Annotated in this window: 27 protein-coding genes and 1 tRNA gene; 13 read left to right on the forward strand and 15 right to left on the reverse strand. The window is 66.6% G+C overall.

The features are described from left to right. Nucleotides 1-23: 23 nt before the first annotated feature. The 11 genes from DMX10_RS03030 to DMX10_RS03085 form a co-directional block, all read right to left on the reverse strand. On the reverse strand, nucleotides 24-395 hold the full coding sequence (locus tag DMX10_RS03030) for a hypothetical protein (protein ID WP_111259716.1): 372 nt from the start codon (nucleotides 393-395) through the stop codon (nucleotides 24-26). Nucleotides 396-509: 114 nt separating this feature from the next. Beyond that, nucleotides 510-1,535, reverse strand: coding sequence for an RNA 3'-terminal phosphate cyclase (gene rtcA, locus DMX10_RS03035; RefSeq protein ID WP_111259717.1), 1,026 nt, complete (start codon nucleotides 1,533-1,535; stop codon nucleotides 510-512). Nucleotides 1,536-1,550: 15 nt separating this feature from the next. After that, entirely contained in the window at nucleotides 1,551-2,414 is an 864-nt protein-coding gene (locus tag DMX10_RS03040) for a hypothetical protein (protein ID WP_111259718.1), read from the reverse strand. 29 nt (nucleotides 2,415-2,443) lie between these two features. Further along, a complete protein-coding gene (locus DMX10_RS03045; RefSeq protein WP_111259719.1) occupies nucleotides 2,444-3,823 on the reverse strand; it encodes a hypothetical protein in 1,380 nt (459 codons plus the stop codon). A 47-nt stretch (nucleotides 3,824-3,870) separates the two neighbouring features. After that, nucleotides 3,871-4,782 (reverse strand): hypothetical protein, encoded by a 912-nt coding sequence (locus DMX10_RS03050; RefSeq protein ID WP_111259720.1) that lies wholly within the window; start codon nucleotides 4,780-4,782, stop codon nucleotides 3,871-3,873. A 29-nt stretch (nucleotides 4,783-4,811) separates the two neighbouring features. Then, a complete protein-coding gene (locus DMX10_RS03055) occupies nucleotides 4,812-5,609 on the reverse strand; it encodes a nucleotidyltransferase domain-containing protein (RefSeq protein WP_111259721.1) in 798 nt (265 codons plus the stop codon). Nucleotides 5,610-5,630: 21 nt separating this feature from the next. Further along, on the reverse strand, nucleotides 5,631-6,209 hold the full coding sequence (locus DMX10_RS03060) for a hypothetical protein (protein ID WP_111259722.1): 579 nt from the start codon (nucleotides 6,207-6,209) through the stop codon (nucleotides 5,631-5,633). A gap of 59 nt (nucleotides 6,210-6,268) precedes the next feature. Further along, entirely contained in the window at nucleotides 6,269-7,495 is a 1,227-nt protein-coding gene (locus DMX10_RS03065) for an RtcB family protein (protein ID WP_111259723.1), read from the reverse strand. Between the two features lie 4 nt (nucleotides 7,496-7,499). Beyond that, nucleotides 7,500-7,889, reverse strand: a complete 390-nt coding sequence (locus DMX10_RS03070; RefSeq protein WP_111259724.1) for a zinc-ribbon domain containing protein — start codon at nucleotides 7,887-7,889, stop codon at nucleotides 7,500-7,502. Between the two features lie 31 nt (nucleotides 7,890-7,920). Further along, complete coding sequence (locus tag DMX10_RS03075; RefSeq protein ID WP_111259725.1) at nucleotides 7,921-9,063, reverse strand: slipin family protein; 1,143 nt, start codon at nucleotides 9,061-9,063, stop codon at nucleotides 7,921-7,923. A gap of 351 nt (nucleotides 9,064-9,414) precedes the next feature. Further along, nucleotides 9,415-9,486, reverse strand: a tRNA-Gly gene (locus tag DMX10_RS03085). Between the two features lie 318 nt (nucleotides 9,487-9,804). Here DMX10_RS03085 and DMX10_RS03090 point away from each other — a divergent pair. The 3 genes from DMX10_RS03090 (at nucleotide 9,805) to DMX10_RS03100 (ending at nucleotide 13,255) form a co-directional block, all read left to right on the forward strand. Beyond that, nucleotides 9,805-10,413: a YiiX family permuted papain-like enzyme gene (locus tag DMX10_RS03090; protein WP_111259726.1), complete on the forward strand. Its 609-nt coding sequence runs from the start codon at nucleotides 9,805-9,807 to the stop codon at nucleotides 10,411-10,413. A 2-nt stretch (nucleotides 10,414-10,415) separates the two neighbouring features. Beyond that, a complete protein-coding gene (gene rtcR, locus DMX10_RS03095) occupies nucleotides 10,416-12,020 on the forward strand; it encodes an RNA repair transcriptional activator RtcR (protein WP_111259727.1) in 1,605 nt (534 codons plus the stop codon). Between the two features lie 311 nt (nucleotides 12,021-12,331). Beyond that, nucleotides 12,332-13,255 (forward strand): SMI1/KNR4 family protein, encoded by a 924-nt coding sequence (locus tag DMX10_RS03100; RefSeq protein ID WP_111259728.1) that lies wholly within the window; start codon nucleotides 12,332-12,334, stop codon nucleotides 13,253-13,255. Here DMX10_RS03100 and DMX10_RS03105 read toward each other — a convergent pair. After that, nucleotides 13,249-15,054: a DUF4105 domain-containing protein gene (locus DMX10_RS03105; RefSeq protein ID WP_371921674.1), complete on the reverse strand. Its 1,806-nt coding sequence runs from the start codon at nucleotides 15,052-15,054 to the stop codon at nucleotides 13,249-13,251. The genes DMX10_RS03100 and DMX10_RS03105 overlap by 7 nt on opposite strands. 265 nt (nucleotides 15,055-15,319) lie before the next feature. Here DMX10_RS03105 and DMX10_RS03110 point away from each other — a divergent pair, with 265 nt between their 5' ends. The 5 genes from DMX10_RS03110 (at nucleotide 15,320) to DMX10_RS03130 (ending at nucleotide 20,206) form a co-directional block, all read left to right on the forward strand. Continuing rightward, on the forward strand, nucleotides 15,320-17,833 hold the full coding sequence (locus DMX10_RS03110; RefSeq protein ID WP_111259730.1) for a Lon protease family protein: 2,514 nt from the start codon (nucleotides 15,320-15,322) through the stop codon (nucleotides 17,831-17,833). Between the two features lie 211 nt (nucleotides 17,834-18,044). Further along, complete coding sequence (locus DMX10_RS03115; protein WP_111259731.1) at nucleotides 18,045-18,386, forward strand: hypothetical protein; 342 nt, start codon at nucleotides 18,045-18,047, stop codon at nucleotides 18,384-18,386. 195 nt (nucleotides 18,387-18,581) lie between these two features. After that, nucleotides 18,582-19,076 (forward strand): TIGR00645 family protein, encoded by a 495-nt coding sequence (locus DMX10_RS03120; protein WP_111259732.1) that lies wholly within the window; start codon nucleotides 18,582-18,584, stop codon nucleotides 19,074-19,076. Between the two features lie 132 nt (nucleotides 19,077-19,208). After that, on the forward strand, nucleotides 19,209-19,514 hold the full coding sequence (locus DMX10_RS03125) for a DUF6482 family protein (RefSeq protein ID WP_111259733.1): 306 nt from the start codon (nucleotides 19,209-19,211) through the stop codon (nucleotides 19,512-19,514). A 74-nt stretch (nucleotides 19,515-19,588) separates the two neighbouring features. After that, the gene (locus DMX10_RS03130) at nucleotides 19,589-20,206 is read left to right on the forward strand and encodes an FKBP-type peptidyl-prolyl cis-trans isomerase (RefSeq protein ID WP_111259734.1); all 618 of its coding nucleotides are present in this window, start codon (nucleotides 19,589-19,591) and stop codon (nucleotides 20,204-20,206) included. A 136-nt stretch (nucleotides 20,207-20,342) separates the two neighbouring features. Here the strand turns inward: DMX10_RS03130 and DMX10_RS03135 are convergent, their stop codons facing one another. Together DMX10_RS03135 and DMX10_RS03140 are read right to left on the reverse strand one after the other, a co-directional pair. Then, nucleotides 20,343-20,591, reverse strand: coding sequence for a hypothetical protein (locus tag DMX10_RS03135; protein WP_111259735.1), 249 nt, complete (start codon nucleotides 20,589-20,591; stop codon nucleotides 20,343-20,345). 207 nt (nucleotides 20,592-20,798) lie between these two features. Continuing rightward, nucleotides 20,799-21,767 (reverse strand): polyprenyl synthetase family protein, encoded by a 969-nt coding sequence (locus DMX10_RS03140; RefSeq protein WP_111259736.1) that lies wholly within the window; start codon nucleotides 21,765-21,767, stop codon nucleotides 20,799-20,801. Nucleotides 21,768-22,011: 244 nt separating this feature from the next. Between DMX10_RS03140 and rplU the strand changes: the two genes are divergently transcribed. The 5 genes from rplU to DMX10_RS03165 all read left to right on the forward strand — a co-directional run bounded on the left by rplU (nucleotide 22,012) and on the right by DMX10_RS03165 (nucleotide 25,638). Continuing rightward, complete coding sequence (gene rplU, locus DMX10_RS03145; protein WP_021219380.1) at nucleotides 22,012-22,323, forward strand: 50S ribosomal protein L21; 312 nt, start codon at nucleotides 22,012-22,014, stop codon at nucleotides 22,321-22,323. Between the two features lie 25 nt (nucleotides 22,324-22,348). Then, complete coding sequence (gene rpmA, locus DMX10_RS03150) at nucleotides 22,349-22,606, forward strand: 50S ribosomal protein L27 (protein WP_111259737.1); 258 nt, start codon at nucleotides 22,349-22,351, stop codon at nucleotides 22,604-22,606. 141 nt (nucleotides 22,607-22,747) lie between these two features. Next, a complete protein-coding gene (gene cgtA / locus DMX10_RS03155) occupies nucleotides 22,748-23,968 on the forward strand; it encodes an Obg family GTPase CgtA (protein ID WP_111259738.1) in 1,221 nt (406 codons plus the stop codon). Nucleotides 23,969-24,048: 80 nt separating this feature from the next. Further along, nucleotides 24,049-25,167, forward strand: a complete 1,119-nt coding sequence (gene proB / locus DMX10_RS03160) for a glutamate 5-kinase (RefSeq protein WP_111259739.1) — start codon at nucleotides 24,049-24,051, stop codon at nucleotides 25,165-25,167. A gap of 12 nt (nucleotides 25,168-25,179) precedes the next feature. Next, the gene (locus DMX10_RS03165) at nucleotides 25,180-25,638 is read left to right on the forward strand and encodes a CreA family protein (protein WP_111259740.1); all 459 of its coding nucleotides are present in this window, start codon (nucleotides 25,180-25,182) and stop codon (nucleotides 25,636-25,638) included. Between the two features lie 118 nt (nucleotides 25,639-25,756). Here the strand turns inward: DMX10_RS03165 and rpsT are convergent, their stop codons facing one another. Continuing rightward, entirely contained in the window at nucleotides 25,757-26,032 is a 276-nt protein-coding gene (rpsT, locus tag DMX10_RS03170; protein WP_111259741.1) for a 30S ribosomal protein S20, read from the reverse strand. Nucleotides 26,033-26,134 lie beyond the last annotated feature (102 nt).

Below are 26,134 nucleotides of genomic sequence, written 5' to 3' on the forward strand. Positions count from 1 at the left end.
CCTTGGCGGGGCGATACGTCGGCTCAATGCCCGGTCAGGGCACGATCCATGGCCCGGCGCTTGTCGCGCTCCCAGTCCTCGTCGCGATCCTTGGATACCTGCTCGTGGAACTCCCGTAGCTCTTCGCTGCGCACCTGCTCCTTGCACTGCTCGAAGCCGTCGCCCCAGCCTTCGGCGTAGGTGCGCTCCTTGAGGTAGCGCGGCACGTCCTTGCGGAAGGCGCCGGTGATCACGCCTGCCGCCTGGCGGCCACTGCTGCAGCCGTCGCGGAAGCCGTCGGCGAAGGCCGGTGGGTAGCCTTCGGCGATCAGGTATTGGTGGGTGCTCTCGCAGCCGGCCAGCAGGGCGCAGCCGAGGAGGAGGGGGATGGCAAGGGCGGCGCGGAATGACGCCATGTTCGACTCCCGTACGCCCGTTACCCGGGCGTACATGCGCTGATTTCATTGCGGCGGCCACCCCGGGGAGAGGCGGCCTGGTGCAAGTATCGGCGGGAGGATGTCGTGGTTTCGTCAAACCGCCGTGATGGCGATGTCGTGGAAATCCTGCCGCTTACTCTGTATCTGACAGCGGACGGGCAGGAATTGCTGGATCACCTCGATATTGCTCACCAGGTGGTCGCTGAGCACCAGGGTGCTGAAGCTGCCACCGCCGGCCAGGGCCATGGGCAGCAGCAGCTGGTCCGACAGGTGCTCGCCCACCGCGGTGCCAGAAGCCAGCCAGGCACGGGCCTCGTCCACCGCCAGGTCGGCGACTCGCTCCGCACCCAGGCGGGGCTGGCCGAAGGCGCTGAACACCTCGGTCAGGGTCGCGCAGCCGATCTCCAGCAGCAGGGCATTGCCCGGCCCCTGGTCATTGTCGATGAACTGCAGGTGCAGCTCGTCGTCACGCCAGCCCAGGCGCTTGGCCACCCGCTGCAGCTCGCGCTCGCCGACATGCCCGGGCACCCCGGCCAGCAGCGCACGGGCCTGGCGCTTCAGTACGGCCCCTGGCGGTTCCAGGTGCAGCGGGCGCAGTTCGCCGGGCGCCATGCGCAACCGCACCACCCCGCCCCCGGCCTGCATGAAGCCATGGCGCAGCAGCTCCAGCTCCACCTCGGCGCCCATGCGGCGCAGCAATGGCAGCCAGGCGCGCTGGAGAAAGTCCACCGGCGGCGCCAGCGGGTTGTGGGTGCCGCCGCTGACTTCCAGCGTGCTCGGCCCGTCGGCGAACAGCAGCGCCGGCAGCAGGGTCTGCAGCACCAGGGTGCAGCTGCCCGCACTGCCGATGGCGAAGCGGTAGTCACCCGCGCCAAGGGGGCCCGGCGTGAAGCGCAGCGTCTGCGAGCCCAGCTCCGCGCCCTCCACCTCGGCGCCGCTGATCTCGGCCGCCGCCAGCACGGCCGTCAGGTGCTGGCGCAACAGGCCCGGTCGGCTGCGCTTCGCGCGGATATTGCGGATGCGGAAGGCGCGCCCGCTGATCATCGACAGGCTCAGCGCGCTGCGCAGGATCTGGCCACCGCCGATGGCGCCGTCGAGTTCGAGAAGATCCGTGTTCATGGTTCGGTGTTCCAATCAGTTGCTTCCGCCTGGGGCGGTTGGCCAGGTCATGGCCATTTCAGTCGGTTGTACGGGTTCCGGGTGCTCGCCGGAGAAGTCAGCCAGTTGCGTCCATTCGAGGCTTTCTATGGGGCGTGGACATACCAGTACCTGACCTTGTCGCCCCATCACCAGGCGGCCGCTGCTGTCGAAGTCGACGAAGTCGGCATCCCCGAGCGCGGTGGGATCGCCGTTTCTCCACAAGGTGAAGTGATTCCGCCACTGATACCGAGGCGCCCGGTGTTTCTGCCAGACCAGCATGAGTTCGTCCTGCTGCTTGATCAGGCGCGTTTGGGCCTGCCAATTGTGGTTGGCTTCCGCTCCGTCTGGTCGATCTGGAGCCTGCCAGCCTCTGCGCAGACAGGCCTGTGCCCAACTGGAAAAGCGTCCGCTCGATTCCACCAGCAACGGCAGTTCGGAGCCTGCTCGACGCTCACGAGGCTGGGCAATGTTCAGCGTTACCTGGCGAACATCTTTGAAAACGCCACCGCCCTCGTATCCGGAGTGAGTCCACAGCGCCAGTGCGGTGAAGTGGGGTGGTCGGCCGATAGCTGTCCAGACAGGGCCGTAATCCTCGGGCCAGTAGCGTCGTCCCTCGCGCCGAGCGAGGTAAAGGAACAGCTCGCCATCTTCCGACAGGTCGCATTGCTCCGTGGCGATGGCGCCGCGGAACCACTGGCCAGCCTCGAAGCTGTCGTCCCTCAGATCCCAGCGGATCATCCGCACCCAATCGCTGGGGCCACGGCGCAGCAGCACCGTTACCGGCGCGCGGCGGGCGAACCAGGCCTGCAGGCTGCACCTGGCGGGGGTTCTTGCCGGGCCCTTGGTCTTGTTGGTCATGTGTCCTGGTCGTCCTTGTTCATGGTTCGCTACAGCGCCCTCATCAGCGCCGACAGTTCTTCCTCCGGCATCAACTGCTTGCCGCGCAGGCTCTCCAGTCGGGCCTTGAGGAGGGTCGTGCTGGTCCAGTTGACGCGCCTTCTCTGCCCGTGGCGCCAGGCGCGCAGCGCCTGCAACCAGGGTTCGCGCGATGCTTGCGGCGTCTCGCAGAGCCCGTCCAGCAGTGCCTCCAGTTGGGTGTGGGCAGGGAGCATCCGGCTGAGGCGAAGACTGCCGGCAATGTCGGTTGCGGCAAGGCGTGTCATCGCGGCCCGGAGTGCCGGTTCGAACGCCGGGTGGCACAGGCGCTCCAGGGCCTGCAGCGCTTCGACGACCACACCCGGCGCGCGGTCTTCCAGCAGGGCGAGGCAGGCATTGCCGGCCTGCTCCGGAACCCGTTCCACCAGCACCTGCAGGCCTCTGCGGCGGACCGACGGCAAGGGCGAGGCGAGCGCCTGGCGGGCCAGGGGCACGGCCTCCTCCAGGCGCAGCTCGGCGGCCTGGCCGAGCACGCCGTGCCAGCGCGCCCTGTCCACCGGGACCAGCGCCAGCGCCCGGCGTACCACGGACGCCGCATCGACGCCGTGGCGCGGCGCGGCCCAGCGGGCCAGGTCGCGCACCGATGGCGAGACGTCCAGCAGGGCCGTTTCCAGCCAGCCGTGCAGTTCCGGTGCATTGGGCTCGGCCTTGATCAACGCGTACAGCGCCCTGGCGCGCAGGCGGCCGTTGCGGTCCGAGAGGGCCAGCCGCCAGAGCGGTGCGGCGGATTCCGCCGGCAGGCGACCCAGCCTGTCCATGACCCGGGCACGCAGTGCCGGGTCGGGGTGCCCCAGGGCCTTGTCGATCAGCTCGGCATCCGGCTGTTCTTCGTTTGCCAGGGCGTCGAAGACGAAGCGGGCTTCCTGGCCGCGCAGGCCTGGCAATGCCGCCCGCACGCTGCCTCGCAGAGCGGGCTCGCGCAGGCGCGCGCGGATGCGCTCCAGGGCCACGCTGTGGTCGGCGCGCTGCTTGCGCTGCAGGTCCAGCAGCAGGTCGAGGTTGTCCAGCAGGCCTTCGGCCGTGGCGTTGGGTTGCCGGCGCTCCAGTTCGGCCCGGGCCAGTTCGCGCAGGCTCGCCACCGGGTCGTTCAGGCAGACGAGGCAGTAGGCGAGGGCGGTTTCATCCTCGCGCTCCAGCTGGCGACGCAGCACGCCCTCGCGGATGAAGCCGTTGCGTTGCAGCGGCAATTCGCGGGCCGTGATGACGGTCCCATTGGCCAGTACGGTTTCGGCTTCGTCCAGCCGGTACCGCAGCCAGTCGGTGTACTCGCCCGCTGCCTGTTTTGCGCGTAGCTGGTCCCGCCAATGGGCGAGCCATTGTGTGGTGTTCATTGGGTTCTCCTTGGAGGGGGATCAGGCCTCATCCGCTTCCCGCCGGCTCATGGCTTCGGTGCGGGAGTGGTCAATAGCTGTGCCAGCGGCACGGTCTCCGGGCGCAGGGTCGCTGCGCAGGCGTGCAGGCGGGTGGTTTCCGCCTGGGCTTCGGCGTCGCTTTCCGCCACCTGTGCCAGGGCGTAGCGGGCCGCTGCCGGCGCGCCGGTATCGATGACCGCGTAGGCTGCCAGGCAGCCATCCTGCTGGTCCCGGGCGGCCTGGGCGGCCATGGCGCTGGGGTGGCGTTCGGCGACCACGGCGCGCAGGGCCGGTGAGGGCGGTGCCATCGCCTCGGTGAAGGCCGTGCGATCCGGGTGCCAGGTCAGGCTGCGCGCCTCCAGGCGGTCCGCTGCGTCGATCGCGGCGGCACGCTCGTGCACCAGCAGCACAGGGCCGTCGCCCGTGGGTGCCAGCACCCAGCTCTGGTTCGGCCCCGGGGCTTCGTCGTGGGACCAGGCCAGGTGCGGGCCCTGGGGCGTGGCGAGGTACAGGGCGTGGTGGCGCTTGGGGTGTTCGAAGCCGCCCATCTGGCTGACCAGCAACGCGGGTGTGCCATCCGCCAGCCGCAGCAGGCGAGCGGCCGCGCTGACCTGCCCCTCTTCCTCGCCGGTTATCCACACCCTGGGCGCTGCGCCAGCCTCCAGGGGCGTGCCGGCGCCGTACAGGGGATCGGGCGCTGCCTGGCTGGCCGGTGTCGCTGTCGCTGCCCAGGGCAGCGCCACCGTGGCGCCGAGTGGGCGGCCGTCTTTCAACAGGCGCAGCTCGAATGGGCAGGGCGCCGTGGTGCAGGCGGGCAGTGACAGCTCGTAGGCCGTCGTGGCGTCCAGGGGCAGGGTGTCCAGCACCTGGCGCTCCTGGGCGGCGAGGCCGGTGGTCAGGCCCAGGAGCAGCAGGCCGGTGAAGGGTTTGAAGTCCATTTCAGCTGTTCTCCATTGATGCGATGGCCTCAGGTGGCGTGGGTGTGCACGCAGTGACGCATGAATTCATCCAGCAGGGCGTCGTCCCCCTGGCCGCGCGGCAGTTGCGGGGCGTCGCCGGCGCTGGCCAGCTGGGCCTCGATGAAGGCGTGCAGCACCTCGCGGCGCGGGCCGTGGGTGGCTTCGGTGGCGGCACGCTTGAGCTGCAGCAGCTCGTCGATCTCCGCCAGCAGCGTCGGGTCGTCCAGGGTCACCAGCAGGTCCTCGAAGGGCATCGGCGGGCGGCCACGGCCCTGGTCGAGCCAGCGTACCGCCAACAGCGGGCGCAGGACGTAGAGGTACTTCTTGAAACGCACCTCGTCGCCTTGCAGGTAACCACGGAAGTTCTTCTTGGCCATGGACAGGTAGTGGTGACGCACGGCCCGGGGCGACCAGAAGGCTTCGGCCAGTTCGCGCAGGCGCGCGGTGGCGGCGTCGTCCTGGCGGTAGACCAGGGGCGAGTCGAGCCACTCCAGCAGCGTGGGGTTGGAGTTGCGCAGCAGGCGCAGGGCCTTGCGCAGTTCCCAGCCGCTGACGTCCAGCTCGTCGTCCAGCGGGCGCTCGATCACGTCGCGCGGCTCGCGTACCTGCAGGTACCAGTCGGGCTGCTCGACGTAGACGAAGCGCACGTCGTAGTCGCTGTCGCTGGAGGCGAAGCCCCAGGCGCGGCTGCCGGATTCGCAGGCGTAGAGCACGGTGACGTTGCGCTCGCGCTCGACCCGTTGCAGTTCCTCCAGCACCCGCTCGCGCATGGCGGCGGGGAGGGGATGGCGGTGGTCGCTGGTCATTGCGTTGGTTCCCTTACTGCTTCAATCGGTGGCGCTGGCGGCCAGCGCGCTGAGTGTTCGTCGTCTCGGGTTGTACAGGGTGAGGCACCAGATGCCCCACCATTCCTTGCCGTCATCGAAGTAGCGGCTCCAGGTGCTGCGCTGGGGGTCGTCGTCGGCGTTGCCGACCCAGTCCAGCACCTGCATCCCCTCATCGGCGTGCAGGCGCAGGACCTTGCGCCATTCGCGGAAGTCCTCCACCTGCAGCGTGGTGCCGTAGGGCGGGCCGACCAGGGCCCGGTACAGCGGCCCGTCGTCCCGGGCCAGGTCCTCGATGCGCGCGGCATCCAGGGCCTGCGGGTGGGCCCGCGCCAGGTCCGGGATCAGCTCCGGCCAGGGTTGGTTGGCGTATTGTGGGTGTTGTTCCACCAGTTTGCGGCGCCATGCCTGGGCGCGTTCGCGGATGCCTTCGAACAGCACCCGCAGCGCATCCTTGTGCTCGGCCTCGCCGGGGCGGGCGGTCACATCCAGGCCCAGCACGACGAAATCGAAGACGCTGCCGGCTTCGTCGAGGCGGGCCTGGAGTTCTTTCACCCGGCGGCTTTCCAGTTTCTGCAGCATGAGTCGCCCCTTCATGAATGTTTAAAAACGTTGGCGAGGCAGTCAGCGCAGATAGCTTTTCAACCTTTTACGCACACCACCTGCCGCAAGGTATGCACCACTTCCACCAGCTCGCGCTGGGCATGCATCACGGCGTCGATGTCCTTGTAGGCCATGGGGATCTCGTCGATCACGTCCTCGTCCTTGCGGCATTCCACATGGGCGGTGGCGCGGATCTGGTCTTCCACGGTGAACAGTTTCTTCGCCTTGGTACGGCTCATGGTGCGACCGGCACCGTGGCTGCAGGAGCAGAACGCCTCCTCGTTACCCAGGCCACGCACGATGAAGCTGCGCGCGCCCATGGAGCCCGGGATGATCCCCAGCTGGCCCTTCTGCGCCGATACCGCACCCTTGCGGGTTACCAGGACCTCCTGGCCGAAGTGCTGCTCCTTCTGCACGTAGTTGTGGTGGCAGTTCACCGCTTCCAGGTTGGCCTCGAAGGGTTTGGTGATCACCTGGCGCGCCGCCGCGATCACGGCGTGCATCATCATCGCGCGGTTCTGCTTGGCGAAGTCCTGGGCCCAGGCCACGGCCTCCACGTAGTCGTCGAAGTGCTGGCTGCCTTCTTCGAAGTAGGCCAGGTCGCGGTCCGGCAGGTTGGCGATGTGCTGGCGCATATCGGCCTGGGCCAGTTCGATGAACAGGCTGCCGATGGCGTTACCCACACCGCGCGATCCGCTGTGGAGCATGAACCAGACGCGCTGGGCCTCGTCCAGGCAGACCTCGATGAAGTGGTTGCCGGTTCCCAGGGTTCCCAGGTGCTTGCGGTTGTTGGTCTTCTCCAGGCGCGGGTACTTATCGGTGATCACCTTGAAGCGCCCGGCCAGGGCCGACCAGGCGTGGTCCGCCAGCTCCGGCACGTCTTCCCAGGCGCCCTTGTCCCGACCACCGCGGGACACGCTGCGCCCGTGGGGCACGGCCTTCTCGATGGCGCTACGCAGGCCCGCCAGGTTGTCCGGCAGGTCGGAGGCGGTCAGCGAGGTGCGCGCGGCGATCATTCCGCAACCGATGTCCACGCCCACGGCGGCCGGGATGATGGCGCCGACGGTGGGGATCACGCTGCCGATGGTCGACCCCTTGCCCAGGTGCACGTCCGGCATCACGGCCAGGTGCTTGAAGATGAAGGGCATCTTCGCGGTGTTGATCAGCTGCTTGCGCGCGTCGTCCTCCACCGGTACGCCCTGGGTCCAGAGCTTGATCGGCTTGCCGTCGGCGACTTCCAGCAGTTGGAAGGTTTCGTTGCTCATGTCGTTACTCGCTTCTATGCGTTGCGTGCTGGCCGGGAGTGGGTCGTACCCGGCCATCGCGAATTCGTTTGTTCAGTCGGCAGGCGCGGCAACGTGTCGCCGTGGAAAACACCTGTCCCTTGCAGTCCTCGTACCACCACTTCTGCTGGGCGGCCGTCCAGGTCTGCTCGATACCGCAATCGTGGCACCTGAAATCCAGGTCCTCGTACCAGCCTCGACGGATGAAATCCGGGGCGCCGTAGCTGTTGTAGGGCGCGAGGTTGGCTCGGTTGACCGGAAAGCTGCCGGGCGGTGGTTTCTGGCCTGTGGGCCGTCTGGCCGATTGGGCCTTCCATGCCTTGCGTCGCTCACGTGCCTCGCGGATTTCCCGGCGGCGTTGCTTGTTGCTCTTCACGCAACCTTCTCCTCCGCCGGGCAGGCCTTGCTCAGGCCTGCTTCAGCGTTACCAGTCCATTCAATACCTGATCCAGGCCACCGAATACCGAGATGCGGTCGATTCGTTCTGCCACTCGCTCCAGGGTTTCCAGCTCCTTGAGGCGCAGGGCGGTGGGGTTGTCTTCCATCACCTTGGCCGTGTTCAGCAGCGAGCGGGTCGCCGAGGTCTCTTCGCGACGGCGGATCACGTTGGCCTGTGCGGCCTTCTCGGCCTCCACCACCTGGGCCAGCAGGGTCTTCATCTCGCCGGGCAGGATGATGTCGCGCACGCCCAGGCCGCTGACCTCGATGCCGGTGCCGGCCATGCGCTCCTTCAGGTAGGCGCCGACGGATTCGTCGATCACCTGCTTGTTCTCCAGCAGTTCGTCCAGCGAGCGTGTTCCCACCGCCGCCCGCAAGCCGAATTGCAGCTCGCGGTACAGGTGCTCCAGCGGCTTGGAAAGCTGCGAGAACGCCATCAGCACATCGTTGTAGCGCCAGTTGGCCGCCAGGTTCAGGCGCAGGCTCACCTTGTCGCGGGTGAGGATCTCCTGGCCGCTGACTTCCAGTGCCTGGGTGCGCATATCGATCAGCTCCACGTTCACCTGGCGGTTGTAGCGCCAGAAGCCATGCGTGCCCGCCGGCAGCAGTTCGATTATCGCACCATCGACCTTGAGTACGCCGACCTGGTAGGCCGGCACCTGCGCCACCAGGATCGCTTCGGCGCCGATCACGCTGCGGCCCCGCAGATTGCCCTGCAGCTGTTGCAGCAGTGCCGTTGCCACGCGGTAGTCCTGACCCAGGTCGATGCGCTCCAGGCGCTGCTCGGTCTGGCCTTTCCAGTACAGCCGACGGCTGTCCGGAGCCAGGATCTCCACCAGAACGCCGTCCTCGTAACGCAGGCCCGCTTCGTTCTCGGCAAGGTCCATGCGGGTGAAGTAGCGCTCGACCAGTTCGGGCTCGGACTGGCGCAGGTAGCCAGCCAGGCGGTGCTCGAACTGGGGGGTGTTCAGGCTGAAGGTTTCCACGCTCAGGCGGTTGCCCAGGTCCAGATGGCGATAGGTGCCCGGCTCGAGGACCGCCACGAAATCGCCCTCGGAATACAGCAGGCCGCGCTCGTTTTTCTTCACGTTGAATCGCTTCAGCAGTTTCATTCCTTTCTTCCTTCTTCATCTTGTCCGGGGTGCCGGTGCTGGCCGGCCTGCCGAGTGGCGAGGAGGGAGCCTGCGAGAGGCAGGCGCTGTGGACATCCGGTCCTTCTCGGCCGATTCCTTCGGCCAGCGCCTGACTTGTCGCAAACCCGGTCCTCGTACCAGGCGGGCCGGCGGTGGCTTCGGGTCCCTGGCGGTTCCGACCATCCTGGCCGCTTCGCGCCTGTCCCTTCGCCGCACCGGCGGGGTGTTGCTTCCATTGAGTAGCTGCCGTGAAAGGGCAGTGTTCGAGCGGGACTCGAACCCGCGTCAGGCCATCCGAGGATGGCTGCTCTACCAGACTGAGCTATCGAACGGCGCGGGCAGGATTCGAACCTGCGACGGCTCCTTGGAGGGGAGTGCTCTACCGGCCTGAGCTACCGCGCCATCGACCTTCGCTGCTGCAGCGGCATGCACGAAGCCGACACCAGGGGTGGGCTCGGGCACCGGCGGGGTTGGAACCCCTGCCCGTGGGCTGCATCAGCGATGCGGTCGAGAGGGATATAGCGAGCGGCGTGCCAGTTTCGTTTTCGTGGCTCGGATAAATTTTTAACTAATTGATTTATAAGTATTTAATTTTTATGCGCGCTGAATTCGGGGACTTTCATGGTGGCAGTCTTCCGGGATATTCATATTCATGGATATACGAATTTATATTTTTGGATAAACTTGCCTTCACTGATGCGCCCTCGACAAGGACATGCCATGCGCTTTTCACTATTTCTAATCTTCAGCCTGCTCGCCGGCCTGGCCCGGGCGGTGCCGCTGCCCGAGGTGCAGGAGGGCGACATCATCTTCCACCAGTCGCGCTCGGCGCAGAGCCTGGCGGTGCAGCAGGCCACCCACTCGCGCTACAGCCACATGGGGCTGGTGCTGGCGCGCAACGGCACGCTGCAGGTGTTCGAGGCGGGGGCGACGGTGCAGTACGTGCCGCTGCAGCACTGGATCGCCCGGGGCGAAGGCGGCCATTACGTGATCAAGCGCCTGGCCCGTGCCGACGAGCTGCTGACCCGCGATGCGCTGGTGCAGATGCGCGAGCTGGCGGAGGGCATGCGTGGAAGACGCTATGACCTGGCCTTCGAGTGGAACGACGCGCGCCTGTATTGCTCGGAGCTGGTGTGGAAGCTCTACGAGCGCACCCTCGGCCTGCGCCTGGGCGAGCTGCAGCGCATCCGCGATTTCGACCTCAGTTCGCCGGTGGTGAAGGCGAAGATGCGCGAGCGCTACGGCCAGGCCGTCCCGCTGGATGAGACCGTGATCTCGCCGGTGGCGATCTTCGAGTCGCCGCTGCTGGTCACCGTGGCGCAGGAGTGAGCATGGCCCGCAAGACCGTCGCCATCGGCTTCGTCGGCGCGACCCTGGATCGCATGGGCAAGGGCGCCGAGCGCTGGAACAAATGGCGCCCCAGTGTCGGCCTGTGCCAGCAGCCGGACCTGCTGGTGGACCGGCTGGAGCTGATCCACGGCAGCGACGCCCGCGACCTGGGGCTGGCCCAGCGCATCAAGGGCGATGTGGAGCAGGTTTCGCCGCAGACCGAGGTGGTGTTGCACGAGATGCCGCTGCGCAACCCCTGGGACTTCGAGGAGGTGTATGGCGCGCTGCATGACTTCGTCAGCGCCTACCGCTTCGACACCGAGCGCGAGGACTACCTGGTGCACATCACCACGGGCACCCACGTGGCGCAGATCTGCTGGTTCCTGCTGACCGAGGCGCGCTACCTGCCGGCGCGGCTGGTGCAGACCTCGCCGGCCCGGCGTCGCGACGAGGACCGCCACGCCATCGGCACCCACTCGCTGATCGACCTGGACCTGTCGCGCTACGACCGTATCGCCTCGCGCTTCCAGCGTGAGCAACTGGAGAGCCTGGCGTTGCTCAAGTCCGGCATCGCCACGCGCAACATGGCGTTCAACCGCAGCATCGAGCAGATCGAGCGGGTGGCGCTGCGCTCCCGCGCACCGATGCTGCTGGTGGGGCCGACCGGGGCGGGCAAGTCGTTCCTGGCGCGGCGCATCTTCGAGCTGAAGGATGCGCGCCACCAGATCAAGGGCCGCTTCGTCGAGGTGAACTGCGCGACCTTGCGCGGCGACGGCGCGATGTCGGCGCTGTTCGGCCATATCAAGGGCGCCTTCACCGGCGCGCAGAACGCCCGCGACGGCCTGCTGCGGGCGGCGGACGGCGGCATGCTGTTCCTCGACGAGATCGGCGAGCTGGGCCTGGACGAGCAGGCCATGCTGCTCAAGGCGATCGAGGAGAAGCGCTTCTTCCCCATGGGGGCGGACCGCGAAGTGGAAAGCGACTTCCTGCTGATCGCCGGCACCCACCGCGACCTGCGCACGCGGGTGGCCGAGGGGCTGTTCCGCGAAGACCTTTATGCCCGCATCAACCTCTGGACCTTCGAGCTGCCGGGCCTGGCCGGGCGCCGCGAGGACATCGAGCCGAACATCGATTTCGAACTGGAGCGCCACGCCCGCGAGCAGGGGCGCATGGTGCGCTTCAACGCCGAGGCGCGGCGCCGCTACCTGGCCTTTGCCTGCTCGGGGGAGGCGCGCTGGGCGGGCAACTTCCGCGAGCTGTCGGCCTCGATCACGCGCATGGCGACCCTGGCCGACAGCGGCCGCATCGACGAGGCGCTGGTGCAGGAGGAGATCGACCGCCTGCGCTACGCCTGGGGCGCCCAGGGGCAGGCGGATGACGGCCTGGCGAGGCTGCTCGGCGAGCGGGTGGTGGAGCTGGACCGCTTCGACCGCCTGCAGTTGGCGGCGGTGGTCGCGGTGTGCCGCGAGGCGAGCAGCCTGTCCGAGGCGGGGCGGCTGCTCTACGACGTCTCGCGCCGGGCCAAGGCGCAGCCCAATGATGCGGACCGGTTGCGCAAGTACCTGGGGCGGTTCGGGTTGGAGTGGAAGGACCTGGCGGGCGGCTGAGGGGCTGGGTTGCCGTACGGGCTCGACTCCGCTCGGTGGAGGTAAAAGGCGACCTCCACCCTACGCAGCGGTCATGCCCATTCGGTGGGGATGCATGTGCGGGCGCGACTTCAGTTGGGCTCGGCTATCCTTTGCGCCTTTCGCAACCCTGCCGAGCAAGGACCGCCCATGAGCCTTATCCAATCCTCCGAGCCGCTGCGCACCTGTTGCGCGGTGGGAGAACCCTGCGTTTACCCCTCGCGCGCATTGGACCCGTTGCGGGGCATCGGCCCGGTTCTGGTTGCGCGCATGCAGCCGGGAGGGCGGGGCTGATGTTCACCCACGACGAACTGCAACGCCTGCGCCAACACGGGCTGGCGCCCTTCGCCGGGCGCATCATCCACCAGGCGCGGCCGCCGATCACCGATGCCGAGCTGGCCGAGGTGGAGCAGCGCCTGGGTCGCCCGCTGCCGCCGACCCTGGTGCGGCTGTGGCGTGTCGCCTTTGGCGGCCGCCTCGATTACGACTTCCAGGTGGACTACCAGGGCCATCTGCATCCCTTTTCCCTGAGCGAGCTGTTCTTCCCCGGCAGTGACGGCTACCACGACCTGTGGGGCTGGGTCGAGCACGAGGAGGAGGGCGCTCGGGCGTTCGCCGAGGAGGAGGGCCGTGAGTGGGACGGGCGCCTGGCGTTCCTGCCCGTGGGCGGCTTCGAGTACCTGGAGCGCATTTATGTCCGTGTCGAGCCGGGCGAGGATTTCGGCGCCGTTTATGCCTGGAGCCAGGGGCTGCCGCCGGCCTGGCCCATGCGCCTGCACGAGGATTCCTTCGCCCGGGTGGCGGACGATCTGGAGGGGTTGTTCGCCCAACTGGTGTATTACAGCGACCCCTTTGCCGAGGGCGCCGACGGCACCGGCCTGGAGCTGGACGAGGCGCTGGACCCGCTGGCCGCCGAGGATGCTGGGCTGGCGCAGCGGCTGCGGGCGGGGATGAGCGCCCGGGTGCAGGACTGGCGTGGTGCGCTGGAAGACGGCCGGCTATTGGCCGAGCCGGCCTTGCAGCGCCTGGCTCTGGAGCATGCGGTCGAGCACGACGACCAGGCGTTGCTGGCGCGCCTGGAAGGCGCGGGTGTCGAGCTTGGGCAGCCTATCCGTGGTGGGGTGAATGCGCCGGTCTACGCCCGCCTGCTCAAGCGCGAGGCCGTGGTGGGCTGGTTCGCCGGGCGCGGCATCGCTGAGCACTACCTCAATCAGTAGTGGTACCAGCGCAGCTGCAGCATCACCTGGTTGTCGTTGCCGCCGAGCTGGCTGAACGAGCGTTCGGCAGAGAGGCGCAGGCCCAGGTCGGTGCTCAGTTCCCATTGCTGGTTGAGTGACAGGCGCCGGCGCACCTCGCCGTTGTGGAAGTAGTCGCCGGCCGCCTCCAGGCTGAGGGTGCCCAGGCCGTTGCGCCACAGCAGCCCGGTGTCGAAGCCGGCGGCCCCGGCGACGAAGGCGCCGAAGTCCGGGTTGTGTTCCACGCGGGCTGTGGCCAGGGCGTAGTAGAGGGTGTCGTCCCCCCATTGCCAGCTGCCGCCCACGCCACCGTTGAGGTGGCTCACCAGCGTCTCGTCGCCATCCTTGCCAGGTACCCGCTCCAGGCCTCCGGCCACCTGCCAGGACCAGGGCTGCAGCAGCTGGGTGCGCGGGGTCAGCGAGCGGATGGTGGCGAAATCCAGCTGCTGCAGTTGCCAGTGGTTCTGCTCGTACTGGCGCAGCTTGAGCTGGAGGATCTCGATCTGCGCGCCGAGGGGGAAGCCGGCGAGGTTGTCGTTGAGGTCGTGGTAGGCCATGCGCAGGCCGTACTCGGCGAAGGCGCGGTCCTCGCGGCTGCCGAGCCCCAGTTGCCAGGTGCGTGATTCGTGGCCTTCCTCGGGCAGCGGCGGGCGCTCGGCCTGCAGGGCGGGCGGCGGGTTCTGGTTGATCGCCCGCAGCAGCTGGAAGCTGCGCTGCGCCCGTGCGCCGCTGCGCTCCTCGCCGGTGGAGCGGTAGCGCTCCAGGCGGAAGGCGGCGTCCTGGACCTGCGCGCGGCGCGGTGCGGGTAGCGCGCGGAAGGCCGGGTCGTCCAGCAGGCTCTCGTCGTCGGCCAGGCGCAGGACCCAATCCTGCTCGTCGCTGTCCAGCGGCGCCGCGCGGGCCATCAGTTCCTTTTCCCGCGAGGGGCGGTAGTCGATCCGCTCCACCAGCCCGGCATCCTTGATGGCACGCACGGTGTCGGTGGGGATGGCGGTCAGCGGGAACTGCCCGGTGAGCTCGATGCCGGGGCGGGCGATCTCCAGCAGTTCCAGCAGGCGGTAGGAGCAGTTCTCGTCGAAGAAGAAGTAGTCGAAGCGGACCTGGCGCAGCTCCCATACGTGCTCGACCATGCGCCCGGTTTCCTCTGCGCTGAGGTTGAGGCGGTACTCCCAGAGGTCGCGGTTCTCCAGGCGGCTGTATTCCTTGAGCTTGTCGCGGTAGGGCACCAGGGCGAAGAGCCCGGGGTAGCCTCCCATCAGGCCCTTCCAGGCATAGAGGATGCTGTTGTCGGCGCCCTCGATGAAGGCGCCGAAGTTGAGGGCGTAGCTGAGCAGGGCGGTGTTGTTCTCCTGTACGTCGGGCTGGTCGATGCGCAGCAGGGTGTGGCCGAACATGGACGAGGGGCTGTTGAGGTAGGCCGCGGGGAAGATCAGCACCGTGCTGTGGGGGTTGATGTCGCGGTACCAGCTGGCGAATTCGCTGCAGGCAGGGGCCGGCAGCTCGGTGAGCTGCAGCCGTTCGCGCAGCCAGCGGGTGCGCGCCGGGTAGCGGCATTGCGGGTGGCGGTCGCCGAGGCTGGCGTCCTGGTACAGGGCCGCGACCGTGGCGGTGAGTTCGGCCGCCGGGTCGCTGTCGCCCGTCTCGGCGAGGAAGAAGTGCTCGTCGTCGACGTAGCTGCGCCAGCCGCCGAGCTTGCCGGTTTCGTAGTGGCCGAGGGCGATCCAGTACGGGTCTTCGGCCAGGCGCTGCAGGGTTTGCGGGGGGATGGCGGGGGCCGCCATCAGGTGCGTGCAGGTACAGAGGGCCAGGAGGGAGACGGTCCGTTTCAACAGCGCTGCTCGCTTTCGCCTTGGAGTGGGATGGGCGAGCTTTGGCGATGCCCGCCACAGGTGTCAAGCAAGGTCAGAAAGGGCGATTGCGCAAGCCCTCGCACGCTTTTGCGAAGCGCCTCGCGCCGCGCTCCGCCAAGGGCGGAACGCCTTGCAACGCGGACGAAGGCGGCGCCAGAATGCGGCCATGTTTCCGCGTCGCCAATAAGGATTTCCGATGCCCGATCCTCTCGTCGCCTCCCTGCGCCTGGCGCCCGATGCGCTGACCCGCCCCTTCGACTCCACGCAGTTCGCCTTTGCCACCACCGACGATCTCGAACCCTTCCGTGGCGTGCTCGGCCAGGAGCGCGCGGTGGAGGCCCTGCAGTTCGGCGTCGCCATGCCGCGCCCGGGCTACAACGTCTACGTGATGGGGGAGCCCGGTACCGGTCGCTTCTCCTTCGTGCAGCGCTACCTCAAGGCCGAGGGCAAGCGCCTGGCCACGCCGATGGACTGGGTCTACGTCAACAACTTCGACGAGCCGCGCGAGCCGCGCGCCCTGCAATTGCCGCCCGGCGAGGCGAGCGCCTTCAGTACCGATATCGGCCAGCTTGTGGATAACCTCCTGGCGACCTTCCCGGCGGTGTTCGAGACGCCGACCTTCCAGCAGAAGAAGAGCGCCATCGACCGTGGCTTCAACCAGCGCTACGACCGCGCCCTGGATGTGATCGAGCGCCTGGCGCTGGAGAAGGACGTCGCGCTCTACCGGGACAGCGCCAACATCGCCTTCACCCCGATGAAGGATGGCAAGGCGCTGGACGAGGCCGACTTCGCCCAGTTGCCCGAAGCCGAGCGCGAGCGTTTCCACGAGGACATCTCCAGCCTGGAGGAGCGCCTCAACGAGGAGCTGGCCAGCCTGCCGCAGTGGAAGCGCGAGTCCAGCAACCTGCTGCGCCAGCTCAACGAGGAGACCATCACCCAGGCCCTGCAGCCGTTGCTGGCGCCGCTTTCCGAGAAGTACGCGGAGAACGCCGGGGTGATCGCCTACCTGCAGGCCATGCAGGTGAACCTGCTGAAGACCGTGGTCGACCAGATGCTCGACGACAAGCCGGACCTGCAGCGCCGCGAGATGCTCGAGGAGCAGTACTGCCCGAGCCTGGTGGTCGGCAACCCGGCCAGCGGTGGGGCGCCGGTGGTCTTCGAGTCGCACCCGACCTACGACAACCTGTTCGGCCGCATCGAGTACGGCACCGACCAGGGCGCGCTCTACACCAGCTACCGCCAGCTGCGCCCGGGTGCGCTGCACCGCGCCAACGGCGGTTTCCTGGTGCTGGAGGCGGAGAAGCTGCTGAGCGAGCCCTTCGTCTGGGACGCGCTCAAGCGCGCACTGCATTCGCGCCAGCTGAAGATGGAGTCGCCCCTGGCCGAGCTGGGGCGCCTGGCCACCGTGACCCTGACGCCGCAGGTGATTCCGTTGCAGCTGAAGGTGGTGATCATCGGTTCGCGCCAGCTGTATTACACGCTGCAGGACCTGGATCCGGACTTCCAGGAGATGTTCCGCGTGCTGGTGGACTTCGACGAGGAGATCCCGCTGTCGGAAGAGACCCTCGAACAGTTCGCCCAGTTGCTCAAGACCCGCACTTCGGAAGAGGGCATGGCGCCGCTCTCCGCCGCTGCCGTGGCGCGCCTGGCCACCTATAGCGCGCGCCTGGCGGAAAACCAGAAGCGCCTCTCGGCGAAGATCGGCGACCTGTTCCAGCTGCTCAGCGAGGCGGATTTCGTGCGCCAGCTGGCCGGCGAGAAGGTGACCGACGCCGAGCACATCGAGCGTGCGCTGAAATCCAAGGCCACGCGCACCGGTCGGGTGTCGGCCCGCATCCTCGACGACATGCTGGCGGGGATCATCCTCATCGACACCGACGGCGCAGCGGTGGGCAAGTGCAACGGCCTTACGGTGCTGGAGGTGGGCGACTCGGCGTTCGGCGTGCCGGCGCGGATTTCCGCCACCGTGTACCCGGGTGGCTCGGGCATCGTCGACATCGAGCGCGAGGTCAACCTCGGCCAGCCGATCCACTCCAAGGGCGTGATGATCCTCACCGGTTACCTGGGCAGCCGCTATGCCCAGGAATTCCCGCTGGAGATCTCGGCGAGCATCGCGCTGGAGCAGTCCTATGGCTACGTCGACGGCGACAGCGCCTCCCTGGGCGAGGTCTGCACCCTGATCTCCGCGCTGTCGCGCACGCCGCTCAAGCAGTGCTTCGCCATCACCGGTTCGATCAACCAGTTCGGCGAGGTGCAGGCGGTCGGTGGGGTCAACGAGAAGATCGAGGGCTTCTTCCGCCTCTGCGAAGCGCGCGGGTTGACCGGTGAGCAGGGGGTGATCATCCCGCAGGCCAACGTCGCCACGCTGATGCTGGACGAACGCGTGCTGCAGGCCGTGCGCAACGGCCAGTTCCATGTCTACGCGGTGCGTCAGGCCGATGAGGCGTTGAGCCTCCTGGTGGGCGAGGATGCCGGCAGCCCGGACGAGAAGGGCCGTTTCCCCAAGGGCAGCGTCAACGCCCGGGTGGTCGAGCGCCTGCGCGAGATCGCCGAGATGGGCATGGAGGAGGAAGAGAAGCCCGACGCCGCCAAGGAGGTGGCCGCCGCCCTGGAGAAGGCGCCGGCACCGGCCAAGCCGCCACGCAAGGGACCGAAGAAGGAGCCGGGCAAGAAGACCCCGCCCGGCGACAAGGTCCAGGGCCCGGCCTGACCAGGCGATGACCGGTCACGGCGCCGCGCGGGCGCTGTGGCTGGTCAGTCATTGAGCGGCGCAGAGCCGCTCAGCGCTGGCGCTGGTCCGACAGACTTTTCACCATGGCATCCACAGGCTTATCCACAGCCGGCGTGGATAAGATTTCCTCGCTTTCCCACGGCTCCTGTCAGGTGTAGGCTGGCCCAAGGTCTTCGCGAGGAACGTCGTCATGTCCCGCAACCTCTGCCTCACCCGTCAATGCCTGGGCATGGTCACCCGCATCGAGTGCGTGATTCTGCCGCTGGCCGGAGGGAATGGACTCTGGACACTTATCTGCGCTGCCGGGATTTCGGGCGCGCAGCCATCGGCGATCAAGGCGCAGGGCCCATTCCACGGGCCTTTCGTCGCGGAGTCGGTGCTCTCGGCGATTGCTTCCTGCCTGGCCGAGCTGGGCTACTGCGCATGCGAGGATCCGTTGATCTGGCGCCTCCATGTACAGGGTGAGCTACGTCGGCTCAACGGTGAGCGCCCTCGCAGCCTGGGCTCGTTCCTGTCCCGGCCGGAGACCTGAGCGGGCATTGGCCGAGCGGCTTTTGCGCAGCCTGCGGCGAGCCCCGGCGAACGCTGGGCAGCGCCATCCTTCCCAAGACAATTCACAGGGTTATCCACAGATCCTGGGGATATTTCGAGGCATTGCGCGCCTGTTTTTCTGTAGGAATGTGCTCGCTATACTCGCCGCCAGTTTTGACTCTGGATGCGAGGCTTCATGGAACGCTTATTGGAAAACTCGATGTATGCGGCGCGCTGGTTGCTGGCGCCCATCTACTTCGGCCTGTCCCTGGCGCTGCTGGCGCTGTCGCTGAAGTTCTTCCAGGAGGTCTATCACGTCCTTCCGCACGTCTTCGAGAAGACCGAGGCGGAGTTGATCCTGGTGCTCCTGTCGCTGATCGACATGTCGCTGGTGGGCGGCCTGCTGGTGATGGTGATGATCTCGGGCTACGAGAACTTCGTCTCCCAGCTGGACATAGACGAGGGCAAGGAGAAGCTCAGCTGGCTGGGCAAGATGGACTCCGGCTCGCTGAAGATGAAGGTGGCCGCGTCCATCGTGGCGATCTCCTCGATCCACCTGCTGCGGGTGTTCATGGATGCGCAGAACATCGATAACACCAAGATCATGTGGTACGTGGTCCTGCACATGACCTTCGTGATCTCGGCGTTCGCCATGGGTTACCTGGACAAGATGACCAAGCACGATCACTGATCGACTCGTCGTTGCACATGACCGCCCGTCAGCGTCCCGCTCGCGGGCGGTCGTGTTTCTGCCCGGCGGTTTTGATCCTGTACGGAAACTGTATTTAACTTTTCCCTGTACAGACCCCGCCGAGGTGAAGCCATGAACCTGCAGACACTTTCCAGCGAAGCCCGCGCCGGGCATGTGGATGGGCTCGACCTGATCTCCATGGAGGGGGGCATCTACCTGTTGCAGGCCCATATCGAGGGGCGTTGCCACACCCTGGACGATGGCCGTGGCCATGCGATGCAGCTGCGCTCGGTGGAGCACGCACGGGGGCTGCTGCATGAGTTGCCGCGCATGCCGTTCTACCTGGTGCACGCCTCGGTGCATGACGAGATGTGCGGCATCGCACCGGATGATCGCGGTGCGCTGCGGGTGCCGTTGTCGATGGGCGCCCGGCACTGACGGCGGGGGGATAGGGCCGGGAAGGGGGCTGTGCTAGTCTGGCCGGCCTTTTTTTCCGGAGCGGAGCCCCGGCCATGTCCGAACTCGAATTTTCCACCGATGAAACCCGCGTCAGCTACGGTATCGGCCGCCAACTGGGCGACCAGATCCGTGACAATCCCCCGCCCGGCGTGAGCATCGACGCTGTCGTCGCCGGCCTGCGCGATGCCTTCGCCGGCATCGAGAGCCGTGTCGACGGTGCCGCGTTGTCCGCCTCCTTCAAGGTCATCCGCGAGCGCATGCATGCCGAAGCCCAGGCCAAGGCCGATGCCGCCGCCGGCGAAGGTCGTGCCTACCTGGTGGAGAACGCCAAGCGCGAGGGCGTCACCCAGCTGCCGTCCGGCCTGCAGTACGAAGTGCTGGTCGCGGGGGAGGGTGCCAAGCCTTCCGCCGAAGACACCGTGCGCACCCATTACCACGGCACCCTGATCGACGGCACCGTGTTCGACAGCTCCTACAACCGTGGCGAGCCGGCCGAGTTCCCGGTGGGCGGCGTGATCGCCGGCTGGGTCGAGGCCCTGCAGCTGATGAACGCCGGCAGCAAGTGGCGCCTGCACGTGCCCAGCGAGCTGGCCTATGGCGCCCAGGGCGTCGGCAGCATCCCGCCGCACAGCGTGCTGGTGTTCGACGTGGAGCTGCTGGAAATCCTCTGAGCCTTTCGGAGTGATCGCCGGGCGCGTCATCCCTGACGGCCCGGAAACCGGCGGAGGCGCCTCTGCCTCCGCTCGCACGGCTGGCGCCCCGGGGCGCTGGCCATGCGGACGACGCGTCCTGCGTCATCCGAACCCTTCAGTGCAGCTGGATCTCGTTGTGCGGACGCAGGGCCCGTGCATAGCAGAAGAGGAACAGGCTGCGCACCAGTTCCTTGAGTATCACCGGCTCGCTGGATGTCAGGCCGGCAAGGTCGAGGTCCCCCTGGTCACGCAACTCGTCGAGCGCGTCCTCTTCGAGGATGGCGCACACTTCGCCGGTTTCACGGTGGAGGATGCGCAGGTAGGGGTGCGGGCGATCCAGCCAGGCATCGATCAGGTAGGTCATGGCTCATCTCCTTGAAAAGCAGTGAGATGAGAATAATTCCTATTATCAAAATAACAAGAGGCAATCGCCGCCTTTCGTCGTCTGCTTGATCCAGGTCACGCCGTTGCGTGTCTCGAACCGGGGCTGGAGGCCGCTCCTGGCCTGCCTCGACGGGCGCGCAACGAAAAAGCCCGTCGCGAGGACGGGCTTCCGGATGCGGCGGGGGGATCAGTGCGTGCGGGCGACGGCGAAGCGGGTGAGTTCGATCAATGCGTCGCGGTATTCGTTGTCCGGCAGTACGTCCAGGCAGGCGATGGCGCGCTCGGCGTAGTCGCGGGCGAGGCGGGCGGTGTAGTCCAGCGCACCGGCGGCCTCCACGGCGGCGCGGACGCTTTCCAGGTCCTGGCTCCCGCCCTGCTGGATGGCCTGGCGGACCAGGGCGGCCTGCTCGGCGGTGCCGTCGCGCATGGTGGCGATGAGCGGGAGGGTGGGCTTGCCTTCGGCCAGGTCATCGCCGACGTTCTTGCCCAAGGTGGTGGCGTCACCGCGGTAGTCGAGCAGGTCGTCCACCAGCTGGAAGGCGATGCCCAGGCAGTCACCGAAGGTGCGCAGGGCCTCGACCTGCTCGGCCGGTGCCTGGGCCAGTTCGGCGGCGCTGTGGGTGGAGGCCTCGAAGAGCATCGCGGTCTTGCCGCGGATGACTTCCATATAGGTCTCTTCGGTGGTGCTGGCGTCGCGGATCTTCGACAGCTGCAGCACCTCACCCTCTGCGATCACGCGGGTAGCCTGGGAAATGATGCGCATCACCGGCATGGAGCCCAGCTCGACCATCATTTCGAAGGAGCGGGCATAGAGGAAGTCGCCGACCAGCACGCTCGGCGCGTTGCCCCACAGCGCGTTGGCGGTGGAGCGGCCGCGGCGCAGGCCGGAAGCGTCGACCACGTCGTCATGCAGCAGGGTGGAGGTGTGCAGGAATTCGATGGTGGCGGCGAGCAGGCGCAGTTGGTCGCCACCGAAACCCAAGGCGTTGCCGCTGAGCAGGACCAGGAGCGGACGCAGGCGCTTGCCGCCGGCGGAGACGATGTAGTCGCCGATCTTTTCCACCAGGGGAACGCGGGAGGTGAGTTGCCGACGGATGATGTCGTCGACGGCGGTAAAATCGTCCGCCACCACGCGGTAGAAGGCCTGGGGTTGCATCAGCGAGGGGTGCTCCTTTGAGGTTGCGCGGCATGCTAGGGGGCAGGGTGGGGGCTGTCAAGGCAAGCGCCGACGGTGCTTGCGCGGCAATCACGGCTTGCGTACAATCGCGGCCCCTGAACTTCCTTGGGCATTTTCCTGCCTTACGCAATTGCACGGGTTCCAGTTCCGGCCCCATGCAGCCATGCCGACCCCTTCTTCTTCCTATAAAGCGTCGGGTGAGCAGGTTTAACGGAGAAAATCCATGTACGCAGTTATCGTTACCGGCGGCAAGCAATACAAAGTCGCTGAAGGTGAATTCCTGAAGATCGAAAAACTCGAGATCGCCACCGGCGAATCCGTGACCTTCGATCGCGTTCTGCTGATCGGCAATGGCGACGACGTGAAAATCGGCGCTCCGGTCGTTGATGGCGCCAAAGTAGTCGCTGAAGTGGTCGCTCAAGGCCGTCACGACAAAGTGCGCATCATCAAGTTCCGCCGTCGTAAGCACCACATGAAGCGCCAGGGCCACCGCCAGTGGTTCACTGAAATCAAGATCACCGGCATCCAGGCCTAATTTCCTTTTTTGGAGGATTTGACTCATGGCACACAAAAAAGCTGGCGGTTCTACCCGCAACGGCCGCGACTCAGAAAGTAAACGCCTTGGCGTGAAGCTGTACGGCGGCCAGGCTATCAAGGCCGGCAACATCATCGTGCGTCAGCGCGGTACCAAGTTCCACGCCGGTTACGGCGTTGGCCTGGGCAAGGACCACACCCTGTTCGCGAAAGTGGATGGCGTGGTCAAGTTCGAGGTCAAAGGCGCTTTCGGTCGCAAGTACGTGAGCGTCGTCGCGGCCTGATCGCGATCTCGCTGCAAAAGCCCTGTCTTGCGACGGGGCTTTTTTGTTTCTGATAGATGGAAACTCCGATTTGCGCGGGCTTCCCTGTATCCTTGTGTTCTTTTTTCTTTCAACCCGTCCCGCGTGGCGGGAGGCGTCCTGATGAAATTCGTCGATGAAGTATCGATCTTTGTAAAAGCGGGTGATGGTGGCAACGGCCTGATGAGTTTCCGTCGTGAGAAATTCATCGAGAAGGGTGGCCCCAATGGTGGTGACGGCGGTGATGGAGGCTCTGTGTACATGGAAGCCGACCCGAACCTGAACACCCTGGTCGACTATCGCTATACCCGCCGTTTCGATGCTCAGCGTGGCCAGAACGGTGGCAGCAAGGATTGCACCGGGCACAAGGGTGAGGACCTGATTCTCCCCGTGCCGGTGGGAACCACCGTCATCGACGCCGGCACCCAGGAGATCATCGGTGACCTGACCAGGCCGGGTCAGCGCCTGATGGTTGCCCAGGGTGGGTGGCACGGCCTGGGCAACGCCCGTTTCAAATCCAGTACCAACCGCGCGCCGCGCCAGACCACCAATGGCAAGCCGGGCGAGTCCCGCGATCTCAAGCTGGAGCTGAAGGTGCTGGCCGACGTCGGCCTGCTGGGCCTGCCGAATGCCGGCAAGAGCACGTTCATCCGCTCGGTCTCCGCCGCCAAGCCGAAAGTCGCCGACTACCCCTTCACCACGCTGGTGCCGAACCTGGGCGTGGTCAGTGTCGGTCGCTACAAGAGCTTCGTCGTGGCCGACATCCCCGGCCTGATCGAGGGGGCTGCGGAAGGTGCCGGCCTGGGTATCCGTTTCCTCAAGCACCTGGCGCGGACCCGCCTGCTGCTGCACATCGTCGACATGGCGCCGCTGGACGAGAGTGATCCGGCCGAGGCGGCCGCCACCATCATCGAGGAGCTGGGGCGCTTCAGTCCGGCGCTCACCGAGCGTGATCGCTGGCTGGTGCTGAACAAGGCCGACCAGTTGCTCGACGAGGATCGCGAGGCGCGCATGAAGGCGGTGATCGAGCGCCTGGGTTGGGAAGGGCCTGTCTACGTGATCTCCGCGCTGGAGCGCGAGGGCACCGAGGCGCTGTCCCAGGACATCATGCGCTACCTCGACGAGCGCGCCCTGCGCATCAGCGAGGAGCCGGCCTATGCCGAGGAGCTCGCGGAGCTCGACCAGCGTATCGAGGACGAGGCGCGTGCCCGTCTGCAGGCGCTGGACGATCAGCGGGCCCTGCGCCGTGCCGGGCTGAAGAGCGCCGGTGCGCAGGATGACGACGATGACTTCGAGGATGACGAAGACGACGGCGACGGCCCGGAAATCTTCTACGTTCCCTGACAAGTGCGCCGCTCGGCGCAGATGATCGCCATAGGCTGTGCGCCATGGGCCGCACGGCTTTCTAGCTAAGGTTGGAAGATATGCGGGACAAGGTGACGGGCGCGCAGCGCTGGGTGGTGAAGATCGGCAGCGCCTTGCTGACGGCGGATGGTCGCGGCCTGGATCGCGACGCCATGGCGGTCTGGGTCGAGCAGATGGTCGCCCTGCGCAATGCGGGGGTCGAGCTGGTGCTGGTGTCTTCCGGTGCCGTGGCGGCGGGCATGAGTCGCCTGGGCTGGAATGCCCGGCCGAAGGCCATGCATGAACTGCAGGCTGCGGCTGCGGTGGGGCAGATGGGGTTGGTGCAGGCCTGGGAGTCGAGCTTCGGCGAGCATGGCCGGCATACCGCGCAGATCCTCCTGACCCATGACGATCTCTCCGATCGCAAGCGTTACCTCAATGCGCGCAGCACGCTGCGCACCCTGGTCGAGCTCGGCACCATCCCGGTGATCAACGAGAACGACACGGTGGTGACCGACGAGATCCGCTTCGGCGACAACGACACCCTGGCGGCCCTGGTGGCCAACCTGGTCGAGGCCGACCTGCTGGTGATCCTCACCGATCGCGACGGTATGTTCGATGCCGACCCGCGCCACAATCCCGATGCGCAACTGATATTCGAAGCCCGTGCGGATGATCCGAGCCTGGATGCGGTCGCTGGCGGCACTGGCGGTGCTCTGGGTCGTGGCGGCATGCAGACCAAGCTGCGTGCGGCACGCCTGGCTGCGCGTTCGGGTGCGCACACGGTGATCGTCGGCGGGCGTATCGAGCGCGTGCTGGACCGCCTCAAGGCTGGCGAGCGCCTGGGTACGCTGCTGGCGCCGGAGCGCGGCATGCTGGCAGCGCGCAAGCAGTGGCTGGCCGGTCATCTGCAGACCCGTGGCACCCTGGTGCTGGATGCGGGTGCGGTCAAGGCGCTGCGTGACGATCGCAAGAGCCTGCTGCCGGTCGGCGTGAAGGCGGTGCAGGGCAGTTTCCGTCGTGGCGAGATGGTGGTCTGTGTCGGCCCGGATGGGCGTGAAGTCGCCCGTGGGCTGGTCAACTACAGCGCTCTGGAAGCGCAGAAGATCATCGGGCAGTCCTCCGAACAGGTGGAGAAGCTGCTCGGCTACGTCGACGAACCCGAGCTGGTGCATCGGGATAACCTGGTTCTGGTCTGAAGGAGCGTTCCAATGCGCATGATCAAGGGGTGGGTGGCGTTGGCTCTGTGCGCGCCTCTGCTGGCCTCTGCCGAGGAGATCGGCTCGGTTTCCACCGTGTTCAAGTGGGTGGGGCCGAACGACAAGATCGTCGTCGAGGCTTTCGATGACCCCAAGGTGGAGGGCGTGACCTGCTACCTGTCCCGGGCCAAGACCGGCGGCGTCAAGGGTGGACTCGGGCTGGCCGAGGATCGTGCCGAGGCGTCCATCGCCTGCCGTCAGGTGGGTGCCATCCATTTCAAGGGTGAGCTGAAGGATGGCGAGGAGGTGTTCAAGGAGCGCACCTCGCTGGTGTTCAAGACCATGCAGGTAGTGCGTTTCTTCGATCAGAAGCGCAACACGCTGGTGTACCTGGTGTACAGCGATCGAGTGATCGAAGGCAGCCCACAGAACGCGGTCACGGCGATCCCGATCCTGCCCTGGGCGAAGTGAGCCCTGGCGAGCATCGAAGCCCGGTTCGCCGGGCTTTTTTGTGCCTGTCGATTGATGTGGCTTTTCGCAGGCAATAAAAAACCGGCCCTTGGGGCCGGTCTTTCATCAAAAGCAAGGCTTAGGCAGCAGCCTGGCCGAGCGCCTTGATGTGGGCGTTCAGGCGGCTCTTGTGACGAGCGGCTTTGTTCTTGTGGATGATGCCCTTGTCGGCCATGCGGTCGATTACCGGAACGGCCAGGGTGTAGGCGTTCTGGGCCTTGGGCAGGTCCTTGGCATCGAGCGCCTTGACGACGTTCTTGATGTAGGTGCGGACCATGGAGCGCAGGCTGGCGTTATGGCTACGACGCTTCTCAGCCTGTTTTGCGCGTTTTTTGGCAGAAGGTGTATTGGCCACCGTCAAGCTCCTCGAAAACTGGGGGGATACAAACAAATAAGGCCGCGAATCATGCCGATGCGATGAATCAATGTCAAGGGCAGGCGTGGCTTCCCTGCAAAG

The organism is Pseudomonas sp. 57B-090624 (genome assembly GCF_003234055.1).
GTDB classification, from domain to species: domain Bacteria; phylum Pseudomonadota; class Gammaproteobacteria; order Pseudomonadales; family Pseudomonadaceae; genus Metapseudomonas; species Metapseudomonas tohonis.

Bases quoted from the DNA above. Each gene is read 5' to 3' on its own strand.
- DMX10_RS03030 (WP_111259716.1), bottom strand. From the start codon at position 395: ATGGCGTCATTCCGCGCCGCCCTTGCCATCCCCCTCCTCCTCGGCTGC.
- rtcA (WP_111259717.1), bottom strand. From the start codon at position 1,535: ATGAACACGGATCTTCTCGAACTCGACGGCGCCATCGGCGGTGGCCAG.
- DMX10_RS03040 (WP_111259718.1), bottom strand. From the start codon at position 2,414: ATGACCAACAAGACCAAGGGCCCGGCAAGAACCCCCGCCAGGTGCAGC.
- DMX10_RS03045 (WP_111259719.1), bottom strand. From the start codon at position 3,823: ATGAACACCACACAATGGCTCGCCCATTGGCGGGACCAGCTACGCGCA.
- DMX10_RS03050 (WP_111259720.1), bottom strand. From the start codon at position 4,782: ATGGACTTCAAACCCTTCACCGGCCTGCTGCTCCTGGGCCTGACCACC.
- DMX10_RS03055 (WP_111259721.1), bottom strand. From the start codon at position 5,609: ATGACCAGCGACCACCGCCATCCCCTCCCCGCCGCCATGCGCGAGCGG.
- DMX10_RS03060 (WP_111259722.1), bottom strand. From the start codon at position 6,209: ATGCTGCAGAAACTGGAAAGCCGCCGGGTGAAAGAACTCCAGGCCCGC.
- DMX10_RS03065 (WP_111259723.1), bottom strand. From the start codon at position 7,495: ATGAGCAACGAAACCTTCCAACTGCTGGAAGTCGCCGACGGCAAGCCG.
- DMX10_RS03075 (WP_111259725.1), bottom strand. From the start codon at position 9,063: ATGAAACTGCTGAAGCGATTCAACGTGAAGAAAAACGAGCGCGGCCTG.
- DMX10_RS03090 (WP_111259726.1), top strand. From the start codon at position 9,805: ATGCGCTTTTCACTATTTCTAATCTTCAGCCTGCTCGCCGGCCTGGCC.
- rtcR (WP_111259727.1), top strand. From the start codon at position 10,416: ATGGCCCGCAAGACCGTCGCCATCGGCTTCGTCGGCGCGACCCTGGAT.
- DMX10_RS03100 (WP_111259728.1), top strand. From the start codon at position 12,332: ATGTTCACCCACGACGAACTGCAACGCCTGCGCCAACACGGGCTGGCG.
- DMX10_RS03105 (WP_371921674.1), bottom strand. From the start codon at position 15,054: ATGGCGGCCCCCGCCATCCCCCCGCAAACCCTGCAGCGCCTGGCCGAA.
- DMX10_RS03110 (WP_111259730.1), top strand. From the start codon at position 15,320: ATGCCCGATCCTCTCGTCGCCTCCCTGCGCCTGGCGCCCGATGCGCTG.
- DMX10_RS03115 (WP_111259731.1), top strand. From the start codon at position 18,045: ATGTCCCGCAACCTCTGCCTCACCCGTCAATGCCTGGGCATGGTCACC.
- DMX10_RS03120 (WP_111259732.1), top strand. From the start codon at position 18,582: ATGGAACGCTTATTGGAAAACTCGATGTATGCGGCGCGCTGGTTGCTG.
- DMX10_RS03125 (WP_111259733.1), top strand. From the start codon at position 19,209: ATGAACCTGCAGACACTTTCCAGCGAAGCCCGCGCCGGGCATGTGGAT.
- DMX10_RS03130 (WP_111259734.1), top strand. From the start codon at position 19,589: ATGTCCGAACTCGAATTTTCCACCGATGAAACCCGCGTCAGCTACGGT.
- DMX10_RS03135 (WP_111259735.1), bottom strand. From the start codon at position 20,591: ATGACCTACCTGATCGATGCCTGGCTGGATCGCCCGCACCCCTACCTG.
- DMX10_RS03140 (WP_111259736.1), bottom strand. From the start codon at position 21,767: ATGCAACCCCAGGCCTTCTACCGCGTGGTGGCGGACGATTTTACCGCC.
- rplU (WP_021219380.1), top strand. From the start codon at position 22,012: ATGTACGCAGTTATCGTTACCGGCGGCAAGCAATACAAAGTCGCTGAA.
- rpmA (WP_111259737.1), top strand. From the start codon at position 22,349: ATGGCACACAAAAAAGCTGGCGGTTCTACCCGCAACGGCCGCGACTCA.
- cgtA (WP_111259738.1), top strand. From the start codon at position 22,748: ATGAAATTCGTCGATGAAGTATCGATCTTTGTAAAAGCGGGTGATGGT.
- proB (WP_111259739.1), top strand. From the start codon at position 24,049: ATGCGGGACAAGGTGACGGGCGCGCAGCGCTGGGTGGTGAAGATCGGC.
- DMX10_RS03165 (WP_111259740.1), top strand. From the start codon at position 25,180: ATGCGCATGATCAAGGGGTGGGTGGCGTTGGCTCTGTGCGCGCCTCTG.